The 21,149-nt window shown below is 64.0% G+C and carries 21 protein-coding genes; 15 read left to right on the forward strand and 6 right to left on the reverse strand.

The genetic code is table 11. From position 1 onward, the window contains the following. Positions 1-160: 160 nt before the first annotated feature. The 8 genes from gshB to J2887_RS00215 all read left to right on the forward strand — a co-directional run bounded on the left by gshB (position 161) and on the right by J2887_RS00215 (position 7,240). Positions 161-1,126 carry a glutathione synthase gene (gene gshB / locus J2887_RS00180; RefSeq protein WP_227173239.1) on the forward strand — a complete coding sequence of 322 codons (966 nt, stop codon included), beginning with the start codon at positions 161-163 and terminating at the stop codon, positions 1,124-1,126. Positions 1,127-1,173: 47 nt separating this feature from the next. Next, complete coding sequence (locus tag J2887_RS00185; protein ID WP_227173240.1) at positions 1,174-2,031, forward strand: energy transducer TonB; 858 nt, start codon at positions 1,174-1,176, stop codon at positions 2,029-2,031. Next, a complete protein-coding gene (locus tag J2887_RS00190) occupies positions 2,028-2,597 on the forward strand; it encodes a YqgE/AlgH family protein (RefSeq protein ID WP_227173241.1) in 570 nt (189 codons plus the stop codon). The genes J2887_RS00185 and J2887_RS00190 overlap by 4 nt, the downstream gene beginning before the upstream one ends. After that, positions 2,590-3,033: a Holliday junction resolvase RuvX gene (ruvX, locus tag J2887_RS00195; RefSeq protein ID WP_227173243.1), complete on the forward strand. Its 444-nt coding sequence runs from the start codon at positions 2,590-2,592 to the stop codon at positions 3,031-3,033. Before J2887_RS00190 ends, ruvX begins: the two co-directional genes overlap by 8 nt. Before the next feature lie 44 nt (positions 3,034-3,077). Next, positions 3,078-3,581 (forward strand): bifunctional pyr operon transcriptional regulator/uracil phosphoribosyltransferase PyrR, encoded by a 504-nt coding sequence (gene pyrR / locus J2887_RS00200; RefSeq protein WP_227173245.1) that lies wholly within the window; start codon positions 3,078-3,080, stop codon positions 3,579-3,581. A gap of 72 nt (positions 3,582-3,653) precedes the next feature. Then, positions 3,654-4,664: an aspartate carbamoyltransferase catalytic subunit gene (locus J2887_RS00205; protein ID WP_227173247.1), complete on the forward strand. Its 1,011-nt coding sequence runs from the start codon at positions 3,654-3,656 to the stop codon at positions 4,662-4,664. Next, complete coding sequence (locus tag J2887_RS00210; RefSeq protein WP_227173249.1) at positions 4,664-5,956, forward strand: dihydroorotase; 1,293 nt, start codon at positions 4,664-4,666, stop codon at positions 5,954-5,956. Before J2887_RS00205 ends, J2887_RS00210 begins: the two co-directional genes overlap by 1 nt. Before the next feature lie 264 nt (positions 5,957-6,220). Further along, on the forward strand, positions 6,221-7,240 hold the full coding sequence (locus J2887_RS00215; RefSeq protein ID WP_227173251.1) for a putative solute-binding protein: 1,020 nt from the start codon (positions 6,221-6,223) through the stop codon (positions 7,238-7,240). Positions 7,241-7,282: 42 nt separating this feature from the next. On the opposite strand, the gene J2887_RS00220 is transcribed toward J2887_RS00215, so the two are convergent. Further along, on the reverse strand, positions 7,283-7,555 hold the full coding sequence (locus tag J2887_RS00220) for an HU family DNA-binding protein (protein ID WP_227173253.1): 273 nt from the start codon (positions 7,553-7,555) through the stop codon (positions 7,283-7,285). Between the two features lie 284 nt (positions 7,556-7,839). Here J2887_RS00220 and J2887_RS00225 point away from each other — a divergent pair, with 284 nt between their 5' ends. After that, a complete protein-coding gene (locus tag J2887_RS00225; protein WP_227173255.1) occupies positions 7,840-8,904 on the forward strand; it encodes a hypothetical protein in 1,065 nt (354 codons plus the stop codon). 27 nt (positions 8,905-8,931) lie between these two features. After that, the gene (locus J2887_RS00230; protein WP_227173256.1) at positions 8,932-10,995 is read left to right on the forward strand and encodes a TRAP transporter large permease subunit; all 2,064 of its coding nucleotides are present in this window, start codon (positions 8,932-8,934) and stop codon (positions 10,993-10,995) included. A gap of 5 nt (positions 10,996-11,000) precedes the next feature. On the opposite strand, the gene J2887_RS00235 is transcribed toward J2887_RS00230, so the two are convergent. Further along, on the reverse strand, positions 11,001-12,164 hold the full coding sequence (locus J2887_RS00235) for an acyl-CoA dehydrogenase (RefSeq protein ID WP_228752828.1): 1,164 nt from the start codon (positions 12,162-12,164) through the stop codon (positions 11,001-11,003). A 142-nt stretch (positions 12,165-12,306) separates the two neighbouring features. Further along, on the reverse strand, positions 12,307-12,900 hold the full coding sequence (locus tag J2887_RS00240; RefSeq protein WP_227173258.1) for a QsdR family transcriptional regulator: 594 nt from the start codon (positions 12,898-12,900) through the stop codon (positions 12,307-12,309). Positions 12,901-13,041: 141 nt separating this feature from the next. On the opposite strand from J2887_RS00240, the gene J2887_RS00245 reads away from it, so the two are divergent. The 3 genes from J2887_RS00245 to msrB all read left to right on the forward strand — a co-directional run bounded on the left by J2887_RS00245 (position 13,042) and on the right by msrB (position 16,480). Then, entirely contained in the window at positions 13,042-13,743 is a 702-nt protein-coding gene (locus tag J2887_RS00245) for a response regulator transcription factor (protein WP_227173260.1), read from the forward strand. Positions 13,744-13,746: 3 nt separating this feature from the next. After that, positions 13,747-15,219, forward strand: coding sequence for a sensor histidine kinase (locus tag J2887_RS00250; RefSeq protein ID WP_227173262.1), 1,473 nt, complete (start codon positions 13,747-13,749; stop codon positions 15,217-15,219). Positions 15,220-15,322: 103 nt separating this feature from the next. Further along, on the forward strand, positions 15,323-16,480 hold the full coding sequence (gene msrB, locus J2887_RS00255; protein ID WP_227173264.1) for a peptide-methionine (R)-S-oxide reductase MsrB: 1,158 nt from the start codon (positions 15,323-15,325) through the stop codon (positions 16,478-16,480). A gap of 47 nt (positions 16,481-16,527) precedes the next feature. Here msrB and J2887_RS00260 read toward each other — a convergent pair whose 3' ends face one another. After that, positions 16,528-17,220 carry a zinc metallopeptidase gene (locus tag J2887_RS00260; RefSeq protein WP_227173266.1) on the reverse strand — a complete coding sequence of 231 codons (693 nt, stop codon included), beginning with the start codon at positions 17,218-17,220 and terminating at the stop codon, positions 16,528-16,530. A gap of 233 nt (positions 17,221-17,453) precedes the next feature. Here J2887_RS00260 and J2887_RS00265 point away from each other — a divergent pair, with 233 nt between their 5' ends. Beyond that, on the forward strand, positions 17,454-17,894 hold the full coding sequence (locus tag J2887_RS00265; RefSeq protein WP_227173267.1) for an ankyrin repeat domain-containing protein: 441 nt from the start codon (positions 17,454-17,456) through the stop codon (positions 17,892-17,894). A gap of 7 nt (positions 17,895-17,901) precedes the next feature. On the opposite strand, the gene J2887_RS00270 is transcribed toward J2887_RS00265, so the two are convergent. Then, entirely contained in the window at positions 17,902-18,624 is a 723-nt protein-coding gene (locus tag J2887_RS00270; protein WP_227173269.1) for a 3'-5' exonuclease, read from the reverse strand. 8 nt (positions 18,625-18,632) lie between these two features. Continuing rightward, complete coding sequence (locus J2887_RS00275; protein ID WP_227173271.1) at positions 18,633-20,516, reverse strand: putative nucleotidyltransferase substrate binding domain-containing protein; 1,884 nt, start codon at positions 20,514-20,516, stop codon at positions 18,633-18,635. Positions 20,517-20,615: 99 nt separating this feature from the next. Between J2887_RS00275 and cobU the strand changes: the two genes are divergently transcribed. Further along, positions 20,616-21,146, forward strand: coding sequence for a bifunctional adenosylcobinamide kinase/adenosylcobinamide-phosphate guanylyltransferase (gene cobU, locus J2887_RS00280; protein ID WP_227173273.1), 531 nt, complete (start codon positions 20,616-20,618; stop codon positions 21,144-21,146). The last annotated feature ends 3 nt before the right edge of the window (positions 21,147-21,149 follow it).

A 21,149-nucleotide genomic window follows, 5' to 3' on the forward strand; every position in this document is an offset into this window, starting at 1 on the left:
AATGTACCCATGACGCCCGGTTCACGCGCTGGCCCGATGCATTCACCGAGTGCATTCAGAATGCGGGTACACTACCATCTGTGCTCTCAGCATAGCACTTATTGTTGGCGCCGCTCTGCTGACCGGTTCCTGTTTTCGACAAACGATCTGAAGAGGCATTATGACAGTCCGACTCGGCATAGTAATGGACCCCATCGAGGCCATCCAATTCAAGAAAGACAGCTCTCTGGCCATGCTTTGGGCGGCCCAGCAGCGGGGCTGGCAGATCGAATACATGGAACTGCCGGATCTATACCTGGCGGGCGGCCAGGCCCGAGCCCGGACCCGGGATCTGACCGTGGCGATGGACCCGCAGGACTGGTACACGTTTGGTGACAGCCACGACCGGGCGCTGGGCGAGCTGGACGTGATCCTGATGCGTCAGGACCCGCCGGTGGATCGCGAGTTCCTGATGGCCACCTACATCCTGGAAGCGGCCGAGCAGCAGGGCGCACTGCTGGTCAATCCGCCGGCGGCCCTGCGGGACTGCAATGAGAAGCTGTTTGCCACCCAGTTCGACGATCTGACCCCGCCTCTGGTGGTCACCCGTTCCGCCGAACGGCTGCGGGCATTCTATGCCGAGCACGGTGACGTTATCATGAAGCCTGTGGATGGTATGGGCGGTCGTTCGATCTTCCGGGTGCGGGAGAACGACGCCAACCTGGGGGTCATCATTGAAACCCTCACCAACCACGGTGCCCACCAGGCGATGGCGCAGAAGTTCGTGCCGGAAATCAGCGACGGCGACAAGCGCATCCTGATGATTGAGGGAGAGCCGGTACCTTACGCGCTGGCGCGGATTCCGTCCCAGGGTGAAAACCGGGGCAATCTGGCCGCCGGTGGTCGCGGCGAAGGCCGGGAGCTGACCGCGCGGGATCGGGAGATCTGCGCCCGGGTTGCACCGGTGATCAAAGACAAGGGGCTGATTTTTGTCGGTCTGGATGTGATTGGCGATTACCTGACCGAGATCAACGTCACCAGCCCCACCTGCATCCGTGAACTGGACGCAGCGTTTGGCATCGACATTGCCGGTCAACTGATGGATGCCATCGCCCGCCGGCTGGATGCCGGACGCCAGGCTGGCTGAACAGTCAGCACATTATATAGATGCAGGAACGCAGGAAGTACTGAGCAATGGCAGCGCAGGTCAGCGATTTCGATCGCTTCACATTTACCCTGTTCATGGCGCTGGCGTTTCACGCGGTGGTGGTGCTGGGCATCACCATTGCGCCGGAATCGCCGCGATCGTCGGCCCAGACCATGGAGATCACACTCTCCCAGTTTGACGATCAGCAAGCCCCGGAACAGGCGGATTTCCTCGCCCAGACCAGCCAGCAGGGCAGCGGCAGCGAGGACGAAGTGCGGGAGCTTACCAGCCCCCAGCCTTCCCTGATGAATCAGCAGGCGGAGCAGCCGGTCCAGCCGCAGGCGCCGGCCCGGTCCGAACCGGTCCGTCAGCAGCAGCGCCAGGTGGTGCAGACCCAGGGCGAGAGCCGGCGCCAGGTGGCTCTGGCGGAAGATGCCGAGCCGACGCCGGAGCCGGATCAGCAGCGTCGCAGCCTGATGGAGCGCAGCCTGGAGATCGCCAGCCTGGAAGCGCGTTTTGACGCCCAGCGCCAGGCCTACGCCCGCAAGCCGCGGGTGCTGCGGGTGACCGCAGCCTCGACCCTGCGTTCCGACAACGCCTGGTACGTGCAGAACTGGGTCAGCAAGGTGACCCGCATCGGCAACATCAACTACCCGTCGGAAGCTCGCAGCAACAGCCTTTATGGTTCACTGCGGATGCTGGTTTCTCTGCGCAAGGATGGCACAATCAAGGAAATCGCCATTCTCAACTCCTCCGGCAGTACCGTGCTGGACGATGCCGCGATCAATATCGTGCGGATGGCGGCGCCGTTCCCGGCCTTTACCGACAAGATGAAGGAGCAGACCGATGAGCTTGAGATTATCCGTACCTGGTCCTTCCAGCGCCGGGGGCTGACATCGGGATGAGCGAGACCACCGCGACAGAAACGTCACTGCGCGATCATTTCCTGATCGCCTCACCCTACCTGGAAGATCCCCGCTTCCACGGTACCGTCATCTATCTGTGCGAGCACTCCGACGAAGGCGCGCTGGGGCTGGTGATCAACCGTCCGCTGGAAATCCAGCTGGGAGAAATCCTGGAACAGCTGGACATGGAAGGCGGCGAGCTGGAACAGCCGGTGCTGATGGGCGGCCCGGTGCAGAACGAACGTGGCTTCGTACTGCACCGTCCGGGCACCACCGACTGGCAGGGCAGCATGCTGGTCAGCGACCAGGTGTGCCTGACCACCTCCCGCGACATACTGGCGGCCATTGGTGAGGGCGAGGGCCCCGGCGAGTTCCTGGTGGCTCTGGGGTACTCCGGCTGGGCCGAGGGCCAGCTGGAAGAAGAGCTGGCCGGCAACTCCTGGCTGACCTGTCGCGCTGACGCCAACATGATGTTCCAGACCCCCTGGCAGGACCTCTACAAGGCCGCGCTGGCCGGCATGGGCATTGACCTGAACCAGCTCAGCGAGTCCACCGGCCATGCCTGACCCCCGCAGCGAACAGGTGCTGGCGTTTGATTTCGGCACCCGCCGGATAGGGGTTGCCTTTGGCCAGCAGCTGCTGGGCACCGCCCGTCCGGTCACCATGTTGCCGGCCCGCGACGGCATTCCGGACTGGAACCTGATCACCCGGCTGCTGGACGAATGGCGTCCCCAGCGCCTGGTGGTGGGCCTGCCACTGAACATGGACGGCAGCGAGAACGACATGTGCGCCCGGGCGCGGAAATTCGGCAAACGCCTGCATGGCCGCTACCACCTGCCGGTGGAAATGGTGGACGAACGGCTGACCAGCTTCGAGGCCAAGGGCGAAGTGATGGCGGAGCAGGGCAGCCGGGACTTTGGCCGTCACGGCGTCGATGACCTGGCCGCCGTACTGATCCTGGAAACCTGGTTCAACCAGCAGGCGGACCGGGCGCCGGACTGATTACCCTGTTCAGGGGCATCTTCAATTACCCAAGCGAGGCATCAATGACCGCATTGCTGAATATGGATGAGTTACTGGACCAGCTGGAGGCCGGGGTGCGCAAGCACCTGCAGGACCGGCAGATCGAACGGCCGGCGCTGATCGGTATTCGCACCGGCGGGGTGTGGATTGCCGATGTGCTGCAGAAGCGGCTGGGTCTGGACGAGCCCTACGGGGAACTCGACATCTCCTTTTATCGGGACGATTTCAGCCGTCTGGGTCTGAACCCCCGGGTCAAGCCCTCGCACCTGCCGTTTGAAACCGAGGACCGGGACGTCATCCTGGTGGACGACGTCATCATGAGTGGTCGCACCATCCGTGCGGCGATGAACGAGATCTTCGATTATGGCCGGCCAGCGAGTATCATCCTCGCCACCCTGATCGACCTCGGCAACCGGGAGCTGCCCATTCACCCCGATGTGGTGGCCCAGACCCTGACCCTGAAGGACTCCCAGCGGGTCAAGCTGCGGGGCCCGGACCCGCTGCGGATCGAAATGCGGGAGACCTGATGCCGCCTGGAGCGAAGGCAACCGGCGCCAGCCCCGCACGGGTGGCAAGACAGAACAGACACAGGCGACGACATGATCCCAAATGACCCATCCCCATCCCTGCAATTGACCGCCGCTGGCCAGCTCAAGCATTTCCTGACCCTGGACGGGCTGGATCGGGCGCTGCTCACCGACATTCTCGATACCGCCGATTCCTTTATTGAAGTGGGCGAGCGCCGGATCAAGAAGGTGCCGCTGTTGCGGGGACGCACGGTGGTCAACCTGTTCTTCGAGTCCAGCACCCGTACCCGCAGCACCTTCGAGCTGGCCGCCAAACGGCTGTCCGCCGACGTACTCAACCTGGATATCAGTACGTCCGCCACCTCCAAGGGCGAATCCCTGTCCGACACCCTGCTCAATCTGGAAGCCATGGCCAGCGACATGTTCGTGGTGCGCCATTCCCAGAGCGGGGCGCCTCACTTCATCGCCGAATCGGTGACCCCGGGGGTGGCCATCATCAACGCCGGCGACGGCCGCCATGCCCACCCGACCCAGGCGATGCTGGACATGCTGACGATCCGCCAGCACAAGGGCGGATTTGAGGGGCTCAAGGTGGCGATTGTGGGGGACATCCTGCATTCCCGCGTGGCCCGGTCACAGATTCGTGCACTCAATACCCTGGGGGCCGAGGAGGTCCGGGTGATTGCGCCGGGCACCCTGCTGCCGACGGACGTCGAGGCACTGGGCTGCCGGGTCGAGTACGACATGGCCGCCGGCATGAAAGACCTGGATGTGGTGATCATGCTGCGGTTGCAGAAAGAGCGGATGGAAGGCGCGCTGCTGCCCAGTGAGCGGGAGTTTTACCGGCTCTACGGCCTGAGTCAGGACAAGCTGGCGCTGGCCAACCCGGAGTGCATCGTCATGCATCCGGGACCGATCAACCGCGGTGTGGAGATTGAGTCGGCGGTGGCCGACGGCCCGCAATCGGTGATCCTCAATCAGGTCACCAATGGCATCGCCGTGCGGATGGCGGTGATGTCGATGGCAATGAGCGGCCAGGTGGCCGAGCGGGGACAGAACCAGGCAGCAGGAGAACAGGCGTAATGACTCAGCCCCAAGGCACCCTTCGAATTATCCATGGCCGGCTGGTGGACGCCCGCGGTGACAGCGGGTCGCCGCAGACCCTGCTGGTCCGTGATGGCCGTATCGAGGCCGTGGGCGCGGAGGCCGAACAGGGCCCGGCGGACCGGGTGCTGGATGCCAGCGGCTGTGTGGTCACGCCCGGCTTCTTCGACCTGCACTGCAACCTGCGGGAGCCCGGCAATGGCCAGAAAGGCAACATTGCCAGCGAAACCCTGGCCGCCGCCCATGGTGGTTTCACCACCGTCTGTGCGTCGCCGGAGACGTCACCGGTGAACGATTCCAGCGCGGTGACCCACGTCATCCTCGACGTCGCCGCCAGCCGGTCACCGATCCGGGTGCTGCCGGTGGGAGCGGTGACCCGGGGCCTGGCTGGCGACCTGCTCAGTGATATGGCGGGCCTGAAGAAAGCCGGCTGTGTTGCGCTGGGCAATGGTGCCCGGCCCGTGGCCAATGCCCGGGTGCTGCGCCGCTGCATGGCCTACGCCCGTACCTACGACATTCCGTTGATGATGACCCCGATCAACGAGGCGCTGGCGGCCGATGGCTATGCCCACGACGGTCTGGTGGCGTCCCGTCTGGGGCTGCTGGGCATTCCCGAGGTGGCGGAAACCACCGCGCTGATGGAGCTTCTCTTGCTGGCCGAGGAAACCGGCGTGCGACTGCACCTGGCGCAGCTGTCGTCGGCCCGCAGTGTGGCGATGGTGGCGGACGCCCAGGCCCGCGGCGTCGCGGTCACCGCGGATGTGGCCATGCATCAGCTGCTGTTCACCGAAGCGGCCCTGGCGGGCTTCGACAGCCGTTTTCACGTGCGTCCGCCGCTGCGCACCGAAGCCGACCGGCAGGCGCTGCTGGCCGGTCTGCGGGATGGTGTGATCGGCGCCATCGTGAGCCAGCACCAGCCCCACGATTCGGCCGCCAAGCAGGCCCCGCTGGGGGCCACCGAGCCCGGTCTGTCCACCATTGAGAGCGTGCTGCCCCTGGGGCTGCGGCTGGTGGCGGACGGCCAGCTGACCCTGAGCCAGCTGGTGGCGGGCCTCAGCCATGGCCCGGCTGCGGTCGTGGGTGAGCAGGCCCTGCTGGCCCCGGGCCAGGCGGCGGACCTGTGTGTGTTCGATCCGCGGGCACCGTGGCAGGCCAGCGATCACGCCCTGCGTTCCGCCGGCAAGCACGCCCCGGTGCGGGATCAGGCGCTGATGGGGGCGGTGCGCTACACCCTTCGCCAGGGTCAGGTGGTCTGGCAGGCGGTCGACTGACCCCTGTGATCGAGTTTTTCCGCCGGCCGTCCCTGTCCTGGGGACGGCCCGGTTGCCACTGCCCGGAATGAGGCAGGCGTTACGGGGCGCCTGTCGAATACGTCACACTTTCTCTCCTTTTTGCCTCAACGCCCTTGAAGCCAGGCACCTGTGCCAACGTATTCTTTGTGGGGCCGCTCTAGGCTCGAACCGGAACAGGTCGGATGCCACCAGCGACGGTCGCCTCCCGTCCGGTGTCTCACAACAATAACCAGGAGTTATCCCGTGAAACCACGCAATGCCCTTCGTAGGGTGGCGGCGGCCTCCGCGCTGCTCGCCAGTCTTGCCCTGCCCGCCCTGGCGGAGACCACCGCCGAACCCATCGAACGCAGCTTCTGCGTGTTCGACCCCGTGGGCGCCAATGGCCCCCTGTTCGCCATCACCAAGACTTTCCAGCCGGTGGCCCTGCGCGAGGGCATCAAGCTGGAACTGCGCGCCTACACCGATGAGAAGGTGGCGGCGGAAGACTTCAAGGCCGGCCAGTGTGACGCCGTGCTGCTGACCGGCACCCGGGCGCGGGAATTCAACCGCTTCACCGGCAGCCTGGAAGCCATGGGGGCGGTGCCCGGTGAAGAGGAAATGCGGCTGCTCTACAACACCCTGGCGCAGCCCAACGCCCGTCCGTTCCTGATCGAAGGCAACTACGAAGTGGCCGGGGTGTTCCCCGGTGGTGCGGTTTACCTGCACACCCGTGACCGCAGCATCGATACCGTCGAGGAACTCCAGGGCAAGAAGATTGCCACCCTCGATTTCGATGACGCCTCGCTGCGGATGGTGCGCCACGTTGGCGCGTCGGTGGTGGGCGCCAACACCGCCAGCTTTGCCGGCAAGTTCAACAACGGCAGTGTCGATCTGGCCTATGCCCCGGCGGTGGCCTACACGCCGCTGGAACTCTACAAGGGCGTGAGCCCGGACGGTGGGGTGTTCAAGTACGCCCTGGCCTACATGAACTTCCAGGTCATCATCCACCGCGACCGCTTCCCGGAGGACGCGGGCCAGATGGTGCGCAACGAAGCGATCAAGCGCATCGACGAGGCCTACGAGATCATTGCCCAGGCCGAATCCGAAATTCCGCAGGACGTGTGGATGCTGCCGCCGGAGGCGGACGTGGTGGAGTACGACAAGATGCTGCGGGAAGTGCGGCTGTCGCTGCTGGCCGAGGGCGTCTACGACGAGCGGGCGATCAAGCTGATGCGGGCCATCCGCTGCCGGGTTGATGGCAGCCGGGCGGAGTGCTCCTCCTGAATGGCATCGGGGCAGGGCGGAGACGGCCTGCCCCGACGGGGCTCAGTTGATGGCGTCCTTGAGGGCTTTGCCCGGTTTGAAGCCGACCGTGCGGGAGGCCGGAATCTGAATGGTGGCGCCGGTCTGCGGATTGCGCCCTGAACGGGCTTCCCGACTGCGGACGTTGAAGGTGCCAAAACCGATCAGGGTGACGTCATCCCCTCGGGCACTGGCGGCGGATATCTGGTCGGTAAAGGCGGTGATTACTTCACTGGCCTTCTCCTTGCTGAGTCCGGTCTGCTCCGCAATGGCGGCGGCGAGTTCAGGTTTGCGCATCAAAGGCTCCTTGTTGTTTTGCCGAGACCAGGGCGGAACCGTTCCACCCCGACAGATCAAGGTTTAGTGGAATCGCCGCCAAAGTCAATTACCGGCCCGGGCCCGGCGCCCACGGCAATGGCGCTTTGAGCGGCTGGTCTCATTAAAACATCTGATTTCCGACGATAATTCTTATCATTGTTACATCGTGTAACGAATCCTGTGGGTTCGCTGCATGGGCATGGACTCCACAGCAACGATTCACAACATCGATCCACAACAACAACGTAAAAGGTGATACAGCTATGACGGCTCTCCAGGGCTTCGTACAACGTTCCGGTCGCGGGTTTGCACGGCTCCGCGGTGTGGCCGCCAGCGTCGCAGTCAGCCTGGCATTGGGTGGCTGTGGGGTGGTCAACAACATGATCTACAAGACCACTGGCGATGTCATGCAGGGCTTTGCCAAGAGTCATACCGTGCCCTATCTGCTGGAATCCCAGGATCTGGCCATGGGCTGTGCCATGAGTCAGGCCACCGCGCCGCTGCTGATGTCCTTCGGTCGGGTCACCTCCGAGCCGGACCAGCTGGCGGTGATGCTGTACCTCACCTCTGGCGCCTGCATCGAGGAGCAGGCGCGGGAGTACGAACTGCAGGGACTGGCGCAGCTGCGGGCGATGTCGGCCGAGGGAGCGGAAGACGCCATGATCCGCCAGAAGCGCGCTTACGCGCTGGCTTCCGAGCGTTACTTCAAGGGCTGGCAGCACCACAACGCGTTCTATGGCAAGCCGGACGAGAGCGAGTGCCCGGATTTTGACGAGGACCTGGACGAGTTCGTCTACTTCGCCGGCCTGCTGACCGGGTTGCAGGCGCTCAATGCCGAGATCCAGTCAACCTCCTCCATCGGTGTTCCCAAGAACGTCGGTTCCACCGTCGCCAGGGCCACCAGCTGTCTGGAAAACGACAAGTGGTGGGGCGCCCCGATGGCGCTGCGGGCCACGGTCTGGGCGATGATCCCCGGCGCCCTGCCACAGGGTGAGGATGCCTTCCACCGGCTGGAGATTGCTGACCGCCAGGGAGAACAGGCCGGCGTGCGCATCAGTCATGTGTTCCATGCCATGGCGGCGATGAACCGGGGCGACACCGAACGCCTGCGGGGCATCATCCGCAGCCACGCCGAGTCGATCAAGGAAACGCCGTCCAACGACCAGTGGCGGATGGTGGATGCCATGGCGACTCAGCTGATCGTGGCGATGTCCGATCGCATGTGGATGGAGAATACCGGCCATCGCACACCGTTTGGCCAGCTCGGAACCTTCTGGGATGACCAGCCGGAAGCCACCGAAGTCATGGATCTGGATGATCTGCTGTAATTCCACGAGTCTGCCGAGTTCCACACTATGTCTGCACTAACCCTGAACCGCAGTGGCCGGGAGTGGTTTTCCTCCCTGCCGGCCTGCCTCCTGCTGCTGGCGGTCGTGCTGTTTTCGACCTCCAGTGACATCCACAACCAGATGCTTCGTCTTGGCGAGCAGTTCTGGTCCGGTTACTACAAGCTGCGGGTGGACATCGCACCGCCGGAATGCAATCCCAGCCGGGACATTGATGCCGCGGTGGCGGCGGAACTGGCCAAGGAAAGCGACCTGGGGGATATGGCGGCGCTGCTGGGCAGTGTCGAGAAGGACCCGGCGGACGTCCGGCGCTCCATTGAGCGCTCGGTGGCGGACTGCCAGGCCAGCCACGCCAGCTACCAGCAGCTGCGGGATCAGCTGACACCAACGGTGAAGGCCTATCGGGCGGTGGAGCTGTTCGTCGCCGATGTCATCGCCCTGGGGCTGGAGTCCCAGCGCTATATCCTCATTGTGGTGGTGATGCTATGTGCAGTGACCGCCACCCTGACCCGGCACCACATCGCCATGCGGCCGATGGAGACCCGGCTCGACTACACCGTCTCGCTGACCCTGCAGACCATCGCCAATGCCATGCTGCTGGGTTCCAGCGTGATCTTCCGCCAGACCACACTGGCGTCCGAGGCAGCGGTGTCGGCGGAGGAAATGATGCTGCACAACCTGTGGATCACCGGCTTCGCTGCGCTGACCCTGGCCAGCCTGTACCGGCTGTTCCGGGTGCCGGCTGACCTGGCGGACGGTGGCAGCCTCAACAAGGCCCTGCTGGCGGTGCCGCTGTATACGGTCATGTGCCTGATTTCCGGGACCTATTTCGGGCTGATCGGACATGCCTCGGGGATCGGTATCTACCTCGGCAAGATGATGGAACTGTCCGACATGTTCCTCAACGTCGGGCTCTACGTCTGGGTCGGGATGATGCTCAAGCAGACCCGGTTGGCGACCCTGGTGTTCAACGTATTCCGGCCCTGGCGTCTGCCGCCAGAGATGCTGGCGGTGGTGGCGGTCCTGGTGGCGGCGATACCGACGGCCTACACCGGGGCCTCGGGGATCTTCGTCATTGCTGCCGGTGCGGTGATCTACAGTGAGCTGCGGGCGGCCGGTGCCCGCCGTCAGCTGGCACTGGCGGCCACCGCCATGTCCGGGTCACTGGGGGTGGTGTTACGGCCCTGCCTGCTGGTGGTGGTGATCGCCTACCTGAACCGGGAAGTGACCACCGACGAGCTGTTCGGCTGGGGCATCTGGGTGTTCGTACTGACGGCGGTGATGTTCACCGCTGTGGCGCTGGCGGTCAATCGCCAGAGCCGCTTCGAGCTGGCACCGGCCAGTGAGGCCTGGCCCGCCACCCTGGCGGCGCTGCGGTCGTTGCTGCCATACGTGGCGGTGATTGTGGCGGTGGTGCTGTTCTATCGCTGGGCTCTGGACGTACGGATGGACGAGTTCTCGGCGCCGCGGCTGCTGCCGGTGATCCTGCTGGCGATCCTGGTGTTTGAGCATATCAGCCTCAAGGGCCGCAGCCACCGCGATGCGGAAGGGCTGGAGGTCAATCACCAGGGCCTGGAGCGCAGTGTCCGCACCGCCACCAATGACACCACCGCGGAGATCGGTGCGCTGTTGTTGCTGCTGGGCCTGTCGGTAAGCATTGGTGGGGTGATTGAGCGCTCCCACCTGATGGAAACCTTCCCCCAGTCCTTCGACAGTGCCTGGTCGGCAATGCTGCTGATGGTGGTGATCCTGGTGGTCCTGGGGATGATCATGGACGCCTTTGGCGCAGTGATCCTGGTTTCCGCCACCGTAGCCACCATCGCCTACGGCAGCGGTATCCACCCGATCCATTTCTGGATGGTCACCCTGGTGGCGTTCGAACTGGGCTACCTCAGCCCGCCGGTGGCGCTCAACCACCTGCTGACCCGCCAGGTGGTGGGGGAAGCGGAGGTGACCGCGGCCCAGCAGGAAGGCGGCACCTTCTACCAGCGCCATGAGCGCATCATCATGCCGCTGATCGCCATGGGCCTGTCGTTGTTGCTGGTGGCCTTCGTACCCCTGCTGTTCTACTGATTGTCTCAGCAGAACGCCTGCAGGCCGGTCTGTCCACGCCCAAGGATCAGGGCATGGACATCGTGGGTGCCTTCGTAGGTGTTCACCGCCTCCAGGTTCATGGCGTGGCGGATCACGTGGTACTCGTCGCAGATGCCGTTGCCGCCGTGCAGGTCCCGCGCCACCCGGGCGATGTCCAGGGCCTTGCCACAGTTGTTGCGTTTGAGCAGCGACACCGCATCCGCAGACGCCTCTCCCTGATCCATCAGCCGGCCCAGTTGCAGTACCGCCTGCAGGCCAAGGGTGATCTCGGTCTGCATGTCCACCAGCTTCTTCTGCACCAGTTGATTGGCCGCCAGCGGACGGCCGAACTGATGCCGCTCCAGGGTGTACTGACGGGCCGCATGCCAGCAGAACTCGGCTGCCCCCAGCACGCCCCAGCAGATGCCAAAGCGGGCCTTGGTGAGGCAGCTCAGGGGACCTTTCAGGCCCTGCACCTGGAGCCGGTTTTCTTCCGGTACAAACACCTCGTCCATAAAGATCGAGCCGGTCTCCGAGGCCCGCAGCGAGAACTTGCCGTCGATGGCGGGGGTCTCCAGGCCATCGCTGCCGCGCTCGATCACGAACCCGCAGACTTCGCCGTCGAGCTTGCCCCAGACCACCAGCACATCGGCGATGGGGGCATTGGTGATCCAGGTCTTGGCGCCACTGAGCCGGTAGCCGCCTTCCACCGCCCGGGCCCGGGTTTCCATGCCGCCGGGGTCGGAGCCGTGATTGGGTTCGGTGAGACCAAAGCAGCCCACTTTTTCGCCGCTGGCCAGCAATGGCAGCAGCCGCTGTTTGAGGGCCTCCTGGCTGTAGCGCTGGATCGGATACATCACCAGCGACGACTGCACGCTCAGGGCGGAGCGATAGGCCGAATCCACCCGCTCGACCTCCCGTGCAATCAGACCGTAGCAAACGTGGCTGAGACCCGGGCCGCCGTACTCCTGCGGTACCGTGGCACCCAGCATGCCCTGTTCGCCCATCTTCAGGAACAGGTTGCGATCAAAGCGCTCGTGACGATTGGCCGCAGTGATGCCGGGCATCAGCTGCTGGTCGCAGAAAGCGCGGACACTGTCCCGAACCTGGCGTTCGGTGGTGTCGAGTTGGCGGTCGAATAGCAGCAGGTCGTCCCAGGGGGCAGCCATAATGAGGTCCTCTCGCGGTCGGTCGGATGTGGGGTGGCTGGCGTCTCGGCTTGGGTGCCGATTTGCGTGTCGACTGGGGGCCGGCCGCCAGCGGGTCTGGAGCTATCATAGCGATGCCGGCGGGGCCGGGGAAAGCGTTGGCTCAGGCCGCTGCGGTCTGGCCGCCGAGCAGGATGCGCACCGCGGTGCAGGCATCCTCGAGCTCCTCGTCGCGGGGAGGGCGTCCGCTGATGATGTCGCTGTAGAGACAGGACTCTGCCAGTCGCACGATAAAGTAAGCCAGGCTGCCAATGCCCATGGCCGGGGTCAGCTGGCCCCGATCCACCTGGTCCTGGAGGATGCTGGCAAAGGCGTCCACGGTACGGTTGTGCAGCGGCGACTGGGAGGAGGTGAGAATGCGCAGGGCGTACTCCGGGTCCTGGCCGATAAAGCGCTGCAGGGGCTGGGAGTGCAGCAGGGTAGCGTTGATGTGGCGGTAGACGCCCACCACATAGTCGACGCCCTGGCCCGGGGTTCTGGCCTGGGCCTCCTGGCACAGTTCGTTGTACAGGGTCCACAGCGCCTCGCCCAGCAGCTTGTCTTTGCTGCCGACCCAGCGGAACAGGGTGGCCCGTCCGATGTTGAGTTCCGACGCCAGTTCGGCCAGGTGTATGCGGCGGCCTTTGACCCAGTGGCGGCGGGCACAGCGGATGGCATCGGCAGGGGTCACCCGGGGCGGGGTTGGCTTCTCGGACACGCGAACCTCTTGTTGGACGTTGCTGGCATTGTAGCCACAACCGCCAGGCGCCGCCACGGTGGCACCTGGCGTGATGGATTTGTGAAGTCTGGCACTTACACTGTGTTCAGGGTGCCACCCCGCAAGCCAGTGAGAGACAACATGAGCCGAACGGTACTGATCATCGAAGACAATCCCGGCATTGCCCAGTTGGTGCGGATGCACGTGGAGGACCTGGGCATGACGGCGGTGCACGAGCCGCGGGGAGACAGTGGGCTGGCGCGTTACCGCGCCGGTGGTGTCGACCTGGTGGTGCTGGATCTGATGCTGCCCGGGCTGGATGGCCTGTCGGTGTGCCGGGAGATCCGTCAGGACAGCGGCTATGTGCCGATCCTGATGCTGACGGCCAAGACCACCGAACTGGACCGGGTACTGGGGCTGGAAATGGGCGCCGATGACTACCTCACCAAACCGTTCAGCGTGGCGGAGCTGGCGGCCCGGATCAAGGCGCTGTTTCGGCGGGTGGATGCGCTGTCGGTAACGGCAGAGCCCGAGACCGCCAGCGACGTGATCGACAGCGACGGCCTGCACATTGACCCGGCCCGCCGCAAGGTGCGCATTGCCGATGCCGAGGTGGACCTGACCGCCCGGGAGTTCGATCTGCTGTTGCACTTTGCCCGTCATCCCGGCCGGGTGTTCAGCCGGGCCCAGCTGCTGGACGCGGTCTGGGGTTACAACCACGAGGGTTACGAACACACCGTCAATACCCATATCAACCGCCTGCGCAACAAGATCGAGCGCGATCCCGCCAAACCGGACTTTATCCAGACGGTGTGGGGCGTGGGTTACCGCTTCCGGGACTGAATGATGGCCAAAACCCTATACACCCGCCTGGCCCTGGGCCTGTTCATGCTGCTGGTGACCGTCGGTGTGCTGTACAGCGTGATCAGCTGGTACTCGCTGCGGGGCTACGTCACCTCGGTCAATCAGCAGCTGCACCGTGATCTGGCAGCAAACCTGGTGCAGGACCGCAACCTGGTAGACGAGGGCCGGCTGAACCAGGCGGCGCTGAAGGAGCTGTTCGATCTCTACATGACCATCAACCCCTCCATTGAAATCTACCTGCTGGACCCCCGGGGCGAGATTCTTTCCTACTCCGCCGATCCCGCCAAGATCAAGCGCAAACGGGTATCGATGGCACCCATTCGTGCCCTGTTGGCGGACAAGGGGGCCTATCCGATTCTCGGGGATGATCCCCGCAGTCATGAGCGCCGCAAGGTGTTTTCGGTCACGCCGATTCCCTCGGCCCGTCAGCCGGAGGGCTACCTTTACGTGGTGCTGCGGGGTGAGGAATTCGATATGGCGGAAGTGATGGCCCGCAATGGCCACTTCATCGAGATGAGCGCCTGGGCGGTGGGCATCGCGTTGACGGTGGGGATGCTGGCGGGGCTGGCGGTGTTCCGGCTGCTGACCCGCCGCTTAAGCCGGCTCACCGGTCTGGTGGAGCGGTTCGAGACCGCCGACCATGGCCATCTGCCGAGTGAACGCTGGCAGCAGCTGCGGCCGCAGGTTCGGGACGAGATTGATTACCTGGGGGTGGCGTTTGATCGCATGGCGGAGCGTATCGCCAGCCAGATTGACCAGCTGCAGGAGAAAGACGCCCTGCGCCGGCGCCTGGTGGCCCAGGTGTCCCACGACCTGCGTACCCCGCTGGCGTCGATGCAGGGCTATGTGGAAAGCCTGCGAATGAAGCGCCAGAGTCTCAGTGAACAGGAGCAGGAGCAGTTTCTGGACATCGCCCTGGCCGAGGGGCGGCGACTGAGCCGGCAGGTGGACGAGCTGTTTGAGCTGGCGGCGCTGGAAGCGAAGGAGAAACGGCCCCAGCCGGAACCGTTCCCGTTGCCGGAGCTGATTCACGACGTTGCCCAGAAGCACGGCGCCAGTGCCGCCGAGAAAGGCATCACCCTCGCGGTGGCCGGTATCCAGGCGATGCCGCCAGCCTACGGTGACCTGGGCATGACCGAACGGGTGCTGGACAACCTGATCGGCAACGCCATCGAATACAGCCCCGCCGACAGCCAGGTCACCCTGACCCTGGCCCAGCGGGATGGCCAGCTGGAGCTGGAGGTGCGCGACCAGGGGCCGGGTATCCCCGATGCTGATCTGCCCCATGTCTTCGATGCCTTCTACCGCGGCGATTCCGGCAATGCGCCGGGGCACGCCGGGCTTGGGCTGGCGATCGCCAAACGCATCATGACCCTGCAGGACGGTGCGATCCGGGTTGCCAACCGGCCCAGCGGCGGCAGTGCCTTCACCATTACTCTGCCACCAGCGCACTGAACGGAAGCTGTGATGAATTCGTAACAAACCCCAGACGTTGCCGTGAATCTTTCCGGGCACAGTGACTCCAACCAGTAACCAGTTGGGTATGAGAGGTAAGAGTATGAAACGCATTGTGCAGAGTTCCGTCCTGGCGCTTGGGCTGGCAGCCGCTGGCTGGGCCTTCAGTGCCAGTGCCCCCAACCCGCCCACCTCCGAGTACGCCCCGGCAGACGAGGGGCTGGCCATTGCCACCTTCGCCGGCGGCTGCTTCTGGTGTGTGGAAGCGGGCTTTGAAAAACTGCCGGGGGTGGTGGAAGCCGTTTCCGGCTATACCGGCGGTGACGAGGCCAACCCCGATTACCAGCAGGTGTCCTCCGGCCGTACCGGCCACACCGAAGCGGTGCAGGTGTACTACGACCCCAAGGTGATCACCTATCAGGGGCTGCTGCAGGGCCTGTGGCGGATGATGGACCCCACTGACGCCAACGGCCAGTTCGTGGACCGTGGCCAGCAATACCGCCCTGGCATTTTCTACCACGACGAGGCCCAGCGTCAGGCGGCGGAAGCGGCCAAGCAGGCGTTGATCGAGGCGGATCGCTACGACAGTCCGGTGGTCATCGACATTGCGCCGTTTCAGACCTTCTACGACGCCGAGGGCTACCATCAGGACTACTACAAGAAGAATCCGATCCGCTACAAGTTCTACACCTTCAATTCCGGTCGCTACCAGTTCATTGATGAAGTCTGGGGTGAGGAGCGCGAGATCGACTATGGTCAGTTCCGGCCCATGGCCGACCCGGCCGAGGGATTCGACCCTGCCGGCTTCCAGAAACCCGGCGATGACGAACTCCGGCAACGGCTGACGCCGCTGCAGTACCGGGTCACCCAGGAAGACGCCACCGAACGGGCGTTCAACAATACCTATTGGGATGAGAAACGGGCCGGCATTTACGTCGATGTGGTGTCCGGCGAGCCGCTGTTTTCCTCGGACGACAAGTACAAGTCCGGCACCGGCTGGCCCAGCTTCACCCGCCCCATCGAGCCCGGTGTGCTGGTGGAGCGGGAGGACAGCAGTTTCTTCATGACCCGGGTGGAAATCCGCAGCCGCTACGCCGACTCCCACCTGGGGCATGTCTTTGAGGACGGTCCGGCCCCGACGGGACTGCGCTACTGCATGAATTCCGCCGCCCTGCGCTTCATTCCCCGTGAACGCATGGTCGCCGAGGGGTACGGTGACTACCTGGATCGGGTGACCGAACCCGGTGGTACCGAAATGTAAGTGGTGTCGCAGGGTGGGCCGCCGTCTAACCGTGACGCGGCCTGCCCTCAGCGAATGCTTCCCTTGAGAATGGCCAGCCACCGTCCCAGCCGAAGCATGTCCATCAATGCCGCCGCAACGTAGGTCAGCGCAGCGGCCTTGAGTACCTGGCGGGCGGCGTCGTGCTGCTCGGGAGGCAGGTAGTTGCCCTTGATCAGGATCGGCATGGCCTTGTTGAAGCTGGCGTCCCACTCCAGCGGCAGAATAACCAGCTGGATCAACACCGCCACCAGCATGGCGGCCACGCCGATCACCGCCGTCAGTAACGCGGCATGGGGCACACGGAAAATGACGACAACCAGCGGAATGGCGAACAGCAACGTCACGGCCAGTCGCTGGATGGTGGTGGCCAGAGGCAGGTAGCGCTGCCGCAGTCGGGTAATCGCCTCCTGGCGGTGATACTGGATGGCATGACCCACTTCATGGGCCGCCACCGCGATGGCGGTGACGGAGCGACCGTGGAAGACCTCATCGGAGAGCCGCACAGCCCGGTTGGTCGGGTCGTAATGGTCGCCCTGCGGGGTGGTTTCCACATTTACCCCGTGGATCTCAAAGCGATCGATCAGATGCTGCGCCAGCTCACCACCGGTGCCGGGCATACTGGCGACGGGGCTGTCATGTTTGCGCATCACCCAGCGGATCCACAGTTGCGGGCCGAGAATCAGCGACAGAACGAGGAGCAGGGCAAGTAGAAAAAGCATGTCCGTTGCTTCGTGGTGGAGGATGGCAGAGTATACCAGCCAGCGAGGACAATTCGGGGGTTCCTCGGAGGCGACGCGATCCAGGGAAAGGAATCATGGACCGGCACCACTGGGAAATCATTGGTAGTCGAGGGGGTTAAGGGATGAGCGGAGCGAAAGCAATTGTGTGGGCTGTCGTTTGGGTGATCGCGATGACGACGATCGCGGCGGTCGCTGTGGTCCGGAATTACTCGATGCCCGAACTGGCTCTGAGCATCGTCAAACCCGAATCCGATGCCCTGCCTGCGGCGCTGAGTGAATACTACCTGCTACGCATCAAGACCTGGACGCCCGAGGATCTTGAGCAGAGCGGCACGCTGCCCTTTATTGTAAATCTGATGACCGAGCCGGGAGCGCATCGTGAAGCAGCCCGTCAGCTGGCTGAAACGCTGATAGCGCGTGGCGCTAATGTGAACCGGGTTGATCCGGCCACAGGCTACGCCCCCCTGCACGCTGCGGTGCTGGCCAATTCCGTTTCCACCGTCCGGTTTCTGCTCGATCATGGCGCTGATCGCACCCTGCGTGATGCCGGCCACAACCGCACCGCCCTGGCACTGGCTCGCCATCTTGCCGAGCAGTCACCGTTGTCACTGGACCGGTCAGCGGTGATTACATTGCTGTCAGATACCCCTTAGGGCCAACCTACAACCACAAATCCCGGATCGGCGTCTCGGGGGTAAAGTGGTGCTGTAGCTGCGCCTGCAGCAGCTCCGCCGTGGCCAGGGCGTCGGTGAGGGCGTGGTGGGGAGCGTAGTGGGGCAGGTGGTAGCGGCTGCGACTGTCGGCCAGGCGGATGGACACCGGTTGCTGGCCCAGCAGTTTTTTCCACCAGTTGGGGGTGCGATTGGGGTGCAGGTGCGCCTCGATGGCCATGGTGTCGATCACCGGGAAGGTGATGCCTTCCTGCAGCCGCCAGCGCAGGGCAACGTCCAGGAACGGCCGCTCGATCTGGCGGTAGTGCACCACCACAATCCGGCCCGCCAGCGCCTCCAGCACATCCCCCAGAATATCGTCCAGGTCCGGCGCGTTGTCGATATCGGAATGGGTGATGCCGTGGATGGTCACCGAGTCCTGTCGCAGTGGCAGCTTGGGCCGCACCACCCAGTGACGGGACCGGGCACACTGGATGCGCTGGCTGGTGAACGGCACCAGACCGATGCTGACGATGGAGTGCTTGTCCGGATCGAGGCCGGTGGTCTCGAAATCCACCGCCACCATCGGCACCTCGTGGATGGGCGTCTCCGCCGCGGGCCAGTCGGCCTGGTAGAACGCCTGCAGACGCGGGTCCCGGGCCATGCGACCGGCATTGGCCATGCGCAGCGGCCAGGGGGTATCGGTGATTTCCTGCTGGGAGCGTTGAACCATGCCGAGACCTATTGCAGGTGCCGCCCGGCGGGGGCGTTGTAGCGGTAGCGCAGGAACTTCTGGGCACTGCTGACCACCTGGAAAGCGTCCTTGAGGTGGCTGCGCTCAAAGGGCGACAGGTCTTCCGGCCGCACGTTGTTGTCGGGATCACGGCCATCCTCGATGGCCAGCGCCTGGTGGCGGATGCGGACAATGGCAATGAACTCGAGGGCGTCCCGCAGGTTCTCGGCACTGCCGTCCGGCAGCAGCTTGGTGTCGGCAATCGCCCGCAGCCGTTCAAAGGAGTTCTGGGCCTTGGAGCCACAGGCCAGGGCATGCACCCGGATCAGGTCCGAAATCGGCGCCGTGCCCCGGCGTTTGAGGTTGAATGTGTTGTTCTGCTTGCCGTCCTGTTCCATCACAAAGGTGCGGAAGAAGCCCAGTGGCGGCGTCCGGTTGAGGGCGTTCTTGGCCAGGAAGGCAAGGAACCGCTGACTCTGGCTGGCTTTGCTGGCCACCAGGGTCTTCAGGGTTTCCGCCATCTCGGTGGCGCCGTAGATGCCATCCAGGTCGAAGAAGATGTTGCTGTTGAGCAACGCCTCGGCCTTGGGGTTGTCGATCCAGTCGGTGAAGTACTCTTTCCACACCCGCAGCGGTTGGCGCCACTTCTTGTTGGTGGCCATGATGTCGCCGGTGCAGTAGCTGTAGCCACAGGTGGCGAGGCCGTCACTGACAAAGCGAGCCAGGGCCAGGAAGTAGTCGTCGTGCTGCTCCGGGTCGAAACTGTCGTCCAGGATCATGGCGTTGTCCTGGTCGGTCACCACCAGCTGTTCGTCCCGGGCCATGGACCCCAGGGCCATGAAGCAGTAGGGCACCGGCGGTGGTCCCAGCTGTTCCTCGCCCAGCTCCAGCAGGCGTTGGGTAAAGCTGCGGCCGATGCCGGCCATGGCGCTGCCGATCATGTGGGAGTTGGCGTCTTCATTGACCATGCGCACAAAGCTGTCGCGAACGTCCTTGCTGACGCGCTTTAGCCCCTTGACGGTCTGTTGGTGGAAGATATTGCTGACCAGGAACACACTGCTCTGGGATTCGTACTTGATCACGTCCGCCAGCGAGATCACCCCGCGAGGCTCTTCCTGGTACTTGTCCATTACCGGCAGGTGGTGGACGTTGTTGTGCAGCATCAGCAGCATCGCCTCGAAGATGTAGGCGCTGGAGCGGATGGTGATGAGCCCAGTGGACATGATGTCGCTGATCGGGGTTTCCGACGGCAGCGCCTCAGTCAGCGCGCGGGTGCGGAGGTCACGGTCGGTGATGATGCCGGTCATCTTGGGCGGCGTGGCGGTTTCATCCATCAGCACCAGCGACGAGACGCCTTCCTCGGTCATGATCCGCGCCGCTTCCTGCAGACGGATGGTGGTGGAGGCGATCACCGGTTTGCGGCCGATCAGCCGGGTGACCTTGGCGGTCATCAGGTCGTTGCCTTTCTCCCGCCGGGAAATGGCGGTGCGCAGCCGGGTCTGGTCCTCGATCTCAACGAAATCGGCAAAGGTTTCGTCGGTTTCCCACAGTTTCTGGAACACCTCGGCCGGAATTAGGTAGAGCAGGGTGTCCTCGAGCGCCTGGGCGGGAAAACGCACGGTCTTGTTCATCATCAGCCCGAACTGGCCGAAGAACTCGCCCTCGCTGAGACGGTTGTACAACTCGCCGGAGCGGCGGTAGATTTCCACCGCGCCACTGCGGATGTAGAACAGATGGTTGCTGGGATCGCCAAATTGGGCGATCGGGCTGCCGGCGCGGTAGTACGCCACCTCAATGTGTGAGACAACCTCATCCACCAGGTCATCCTCCATTTCATCGAAGGGAGGGTACTGGATAAGGTGATTGCGGATTTCGATCAGTTCGGCCTGCATGGTTCCGTCCAGAGTCAGTCGCGGGTCCGGTTTGTAGGCAATATAGCAGTTGCGGTGTTCGGGTTCAGTCCGACCCGCACGGATTCAGGGAAAATACCCATGCAGGCAACCAGAACCCATGCCCTGGTGTTGGGGGGCATTCGCTCCGGCAAGAGTGCACTGGCAGAACAGCGGGCCACCGCCTCGGGCGCTTCGGTGACCTACATCGCCACCGCCACCGCCGGCGATGGTGAAATGAGTGAGCGCATCCGCCGCCATCGCCAGCGTCGTCCGGCGGACTGGGGGCTGGTGGAGTGTCCGCTGGCACTGGGGGCGGAGCTCACAGCCCAGGCCCAGGCCGGGGCACCGTGTCTGCTGATTGACTGCATGAGTCTGTGGCTCAGCAATCTGCTCCATGCCGGCGATGAGGTGTTCCAGCGCGAGCGGGCGGAGTTTGTGGACGCCGTTGCGGCCTACCCGGGCAGCCTGGTGATCGTCAGCAACGAGGTCGGCCTCGGCACCATCGGCATGGACCCGCTCACCCGGCGCTTCTGCGACGAGCTGGGCTGGCTCAACCAGGCCCTAGCGGCGTCGTGCGACCAGGTAGTACTGACCGTGGCTGGTCTGCCGATGGTGCTGAAAGGCGAGTGATCG

Source organism: Marinobacter sp. CA1 (assembly GCF_020546665.1).
Classification (GTDB): domain Bacteria; phylum Pseudomonadota; class Gammaproteobacteria; order Pseudomonadales; family Oleiphilaceae; genus Marinobacter; species Marinobacter xestospongiae.

What these genes read in the sequence shown, in the direction of transcription:
- gshB (WP_227173239.1), top strand. Translation starts at nt 161, where the DNA reads ATGACAGTCCGACTCGGCATAGTAATGGACCCCATCGAGGCCATCCAA.
- J2887_RS00185 (WP_227173240.1), top strand. Translation starts at nt 1,174, where the DNA reads ATGGCAGCGCAGGTCAGCGATTTCGATCGCTTCACATTTACCCTGTTC.
- J2887_RS00190 (WP_227173241.1), top strand. Translation starts at nt 2,028, where the DNA reads ATGAGCGAGACCACCGCGACAGAAACGTCACTGCGCGATCATTTCCTG.
- ruvX (WP_227173243.1), top strand. Translation starts at nt 2,590, where the DNA reads ATGCCTGACCCCCGCAGCGAACAGGTGCTGGCGTTTGATTTCGGCACC.
- pyrR (WP_227173245.1), top strand. Translation starts at nt 3,078, where the DNA reads ATGACCGCATTGCTGAATATGGATGAGTTACTGGACCAGCTGGAGGCC.
- J2887_RS00205 (WP_227173247.1), top strand. Translation starts at nt 3,654, where the DNA reads ATGATCCCAAATGACCCATCCCCATCCCTGCAATTGACCGCCGCTGGC.
- J2887_RS00210 (WP_227173249.1), top strand. Translation starts at nt 4,664, where the DNA reads ATGACTCAGCCCCAAGGCACCCTTCGAATTATCCATGGCCGGCTGGTG.
- J2887_RS00220 (WP_227173253.1), bottom strand. Translation starts at nt 7,555, where the DNA reads ATGCGCAAACCTGAACTCGCCGCCGCCATTGCGGAGCAGACCGGACTC.
- J2887_RS00225 (WP_227173255.1), top strand. Translation starts at nt 7,840, where the DNA reads ATGACGGCTCTCCAGGGCTTCGTACAACGTTCCGGTCGCGGGTTTGCA.
- J2887_RS00230 (WP_227173256.1), top strand. Translation starts at nt 8,932, where the DNA reads ATGTCTGCACTAACCCTGAACCGCAGTGGCCGGGAGTGGTTTTCCTCC.
- J2887_RS00235 (WP_228752828.1), bottom strand. Translation starts at nt 12,164, where the DNA reads ATGGCTGCCCCCTGGGACGACCTGCTGCTATTCGACCGCCAACTCGAC.
- J2887_RS00245 (WP_227173260.1), top strand. Translation starts at nt 13,042, where the DNA reads ATGAGCCGAACGGTACTGATCATCGAAGACAATCCCGGCATTGCCCAG.
- J2887_RS00250 (WP_227173262.1), top strand. Translation starts at nt 13,747, where the DNA reads ATGGCCAAAACCCTATACACCCGCCTGGCCCTGGGCCTGTTCATGCTG.
- msrB (WP_227173264.1), top strand. Translation starts at nt 15,323, where the DNA reads ATGAAACGCATTGTGCAGAGTTCCGTCCTGGCGCTTGGGCTGGCAGCC.
- J2887_RS00260 (WP_227173266.1), bottom strand. Translation starts at nt 17,220, where the DNA reads ATGCTTTTTCTACTTGCCCTGCTCCTCGTTCTGTCGCTGATTCTCGGC.
- J2887_RS00265 (WP_227173267.1), top strand. Translation starts at nt 17,454, where the DNA reads ATGCCCGAACTGGCTCTGAGCATCGTCAAACCCGAATCCGATGCCCTG.
- J2887_RS00270 (WP_227173269.1), bottom strand. Translation starts at nt 18,624, where the DNA reads ATGGTTCAACGCTCCCAGCAGGAAATCACCGATACCCCCTGGCCGCTG.
- J2887_RS00275 (WP_227173271.1), bottom strand. Translation starts at nt 20,516, where the DNA reads ATGCAGGCCGAACTGATCGAAATCCGCAATCACCTTATCCAGTACCCT.
- cobU (WP_227173273.1), top strand. Translation starts at nt 20,616, where the DNA reads ATGCAGGCAACCAGAACCCATGCCCTGGTGTTGGGGGGCATTCGCTCC.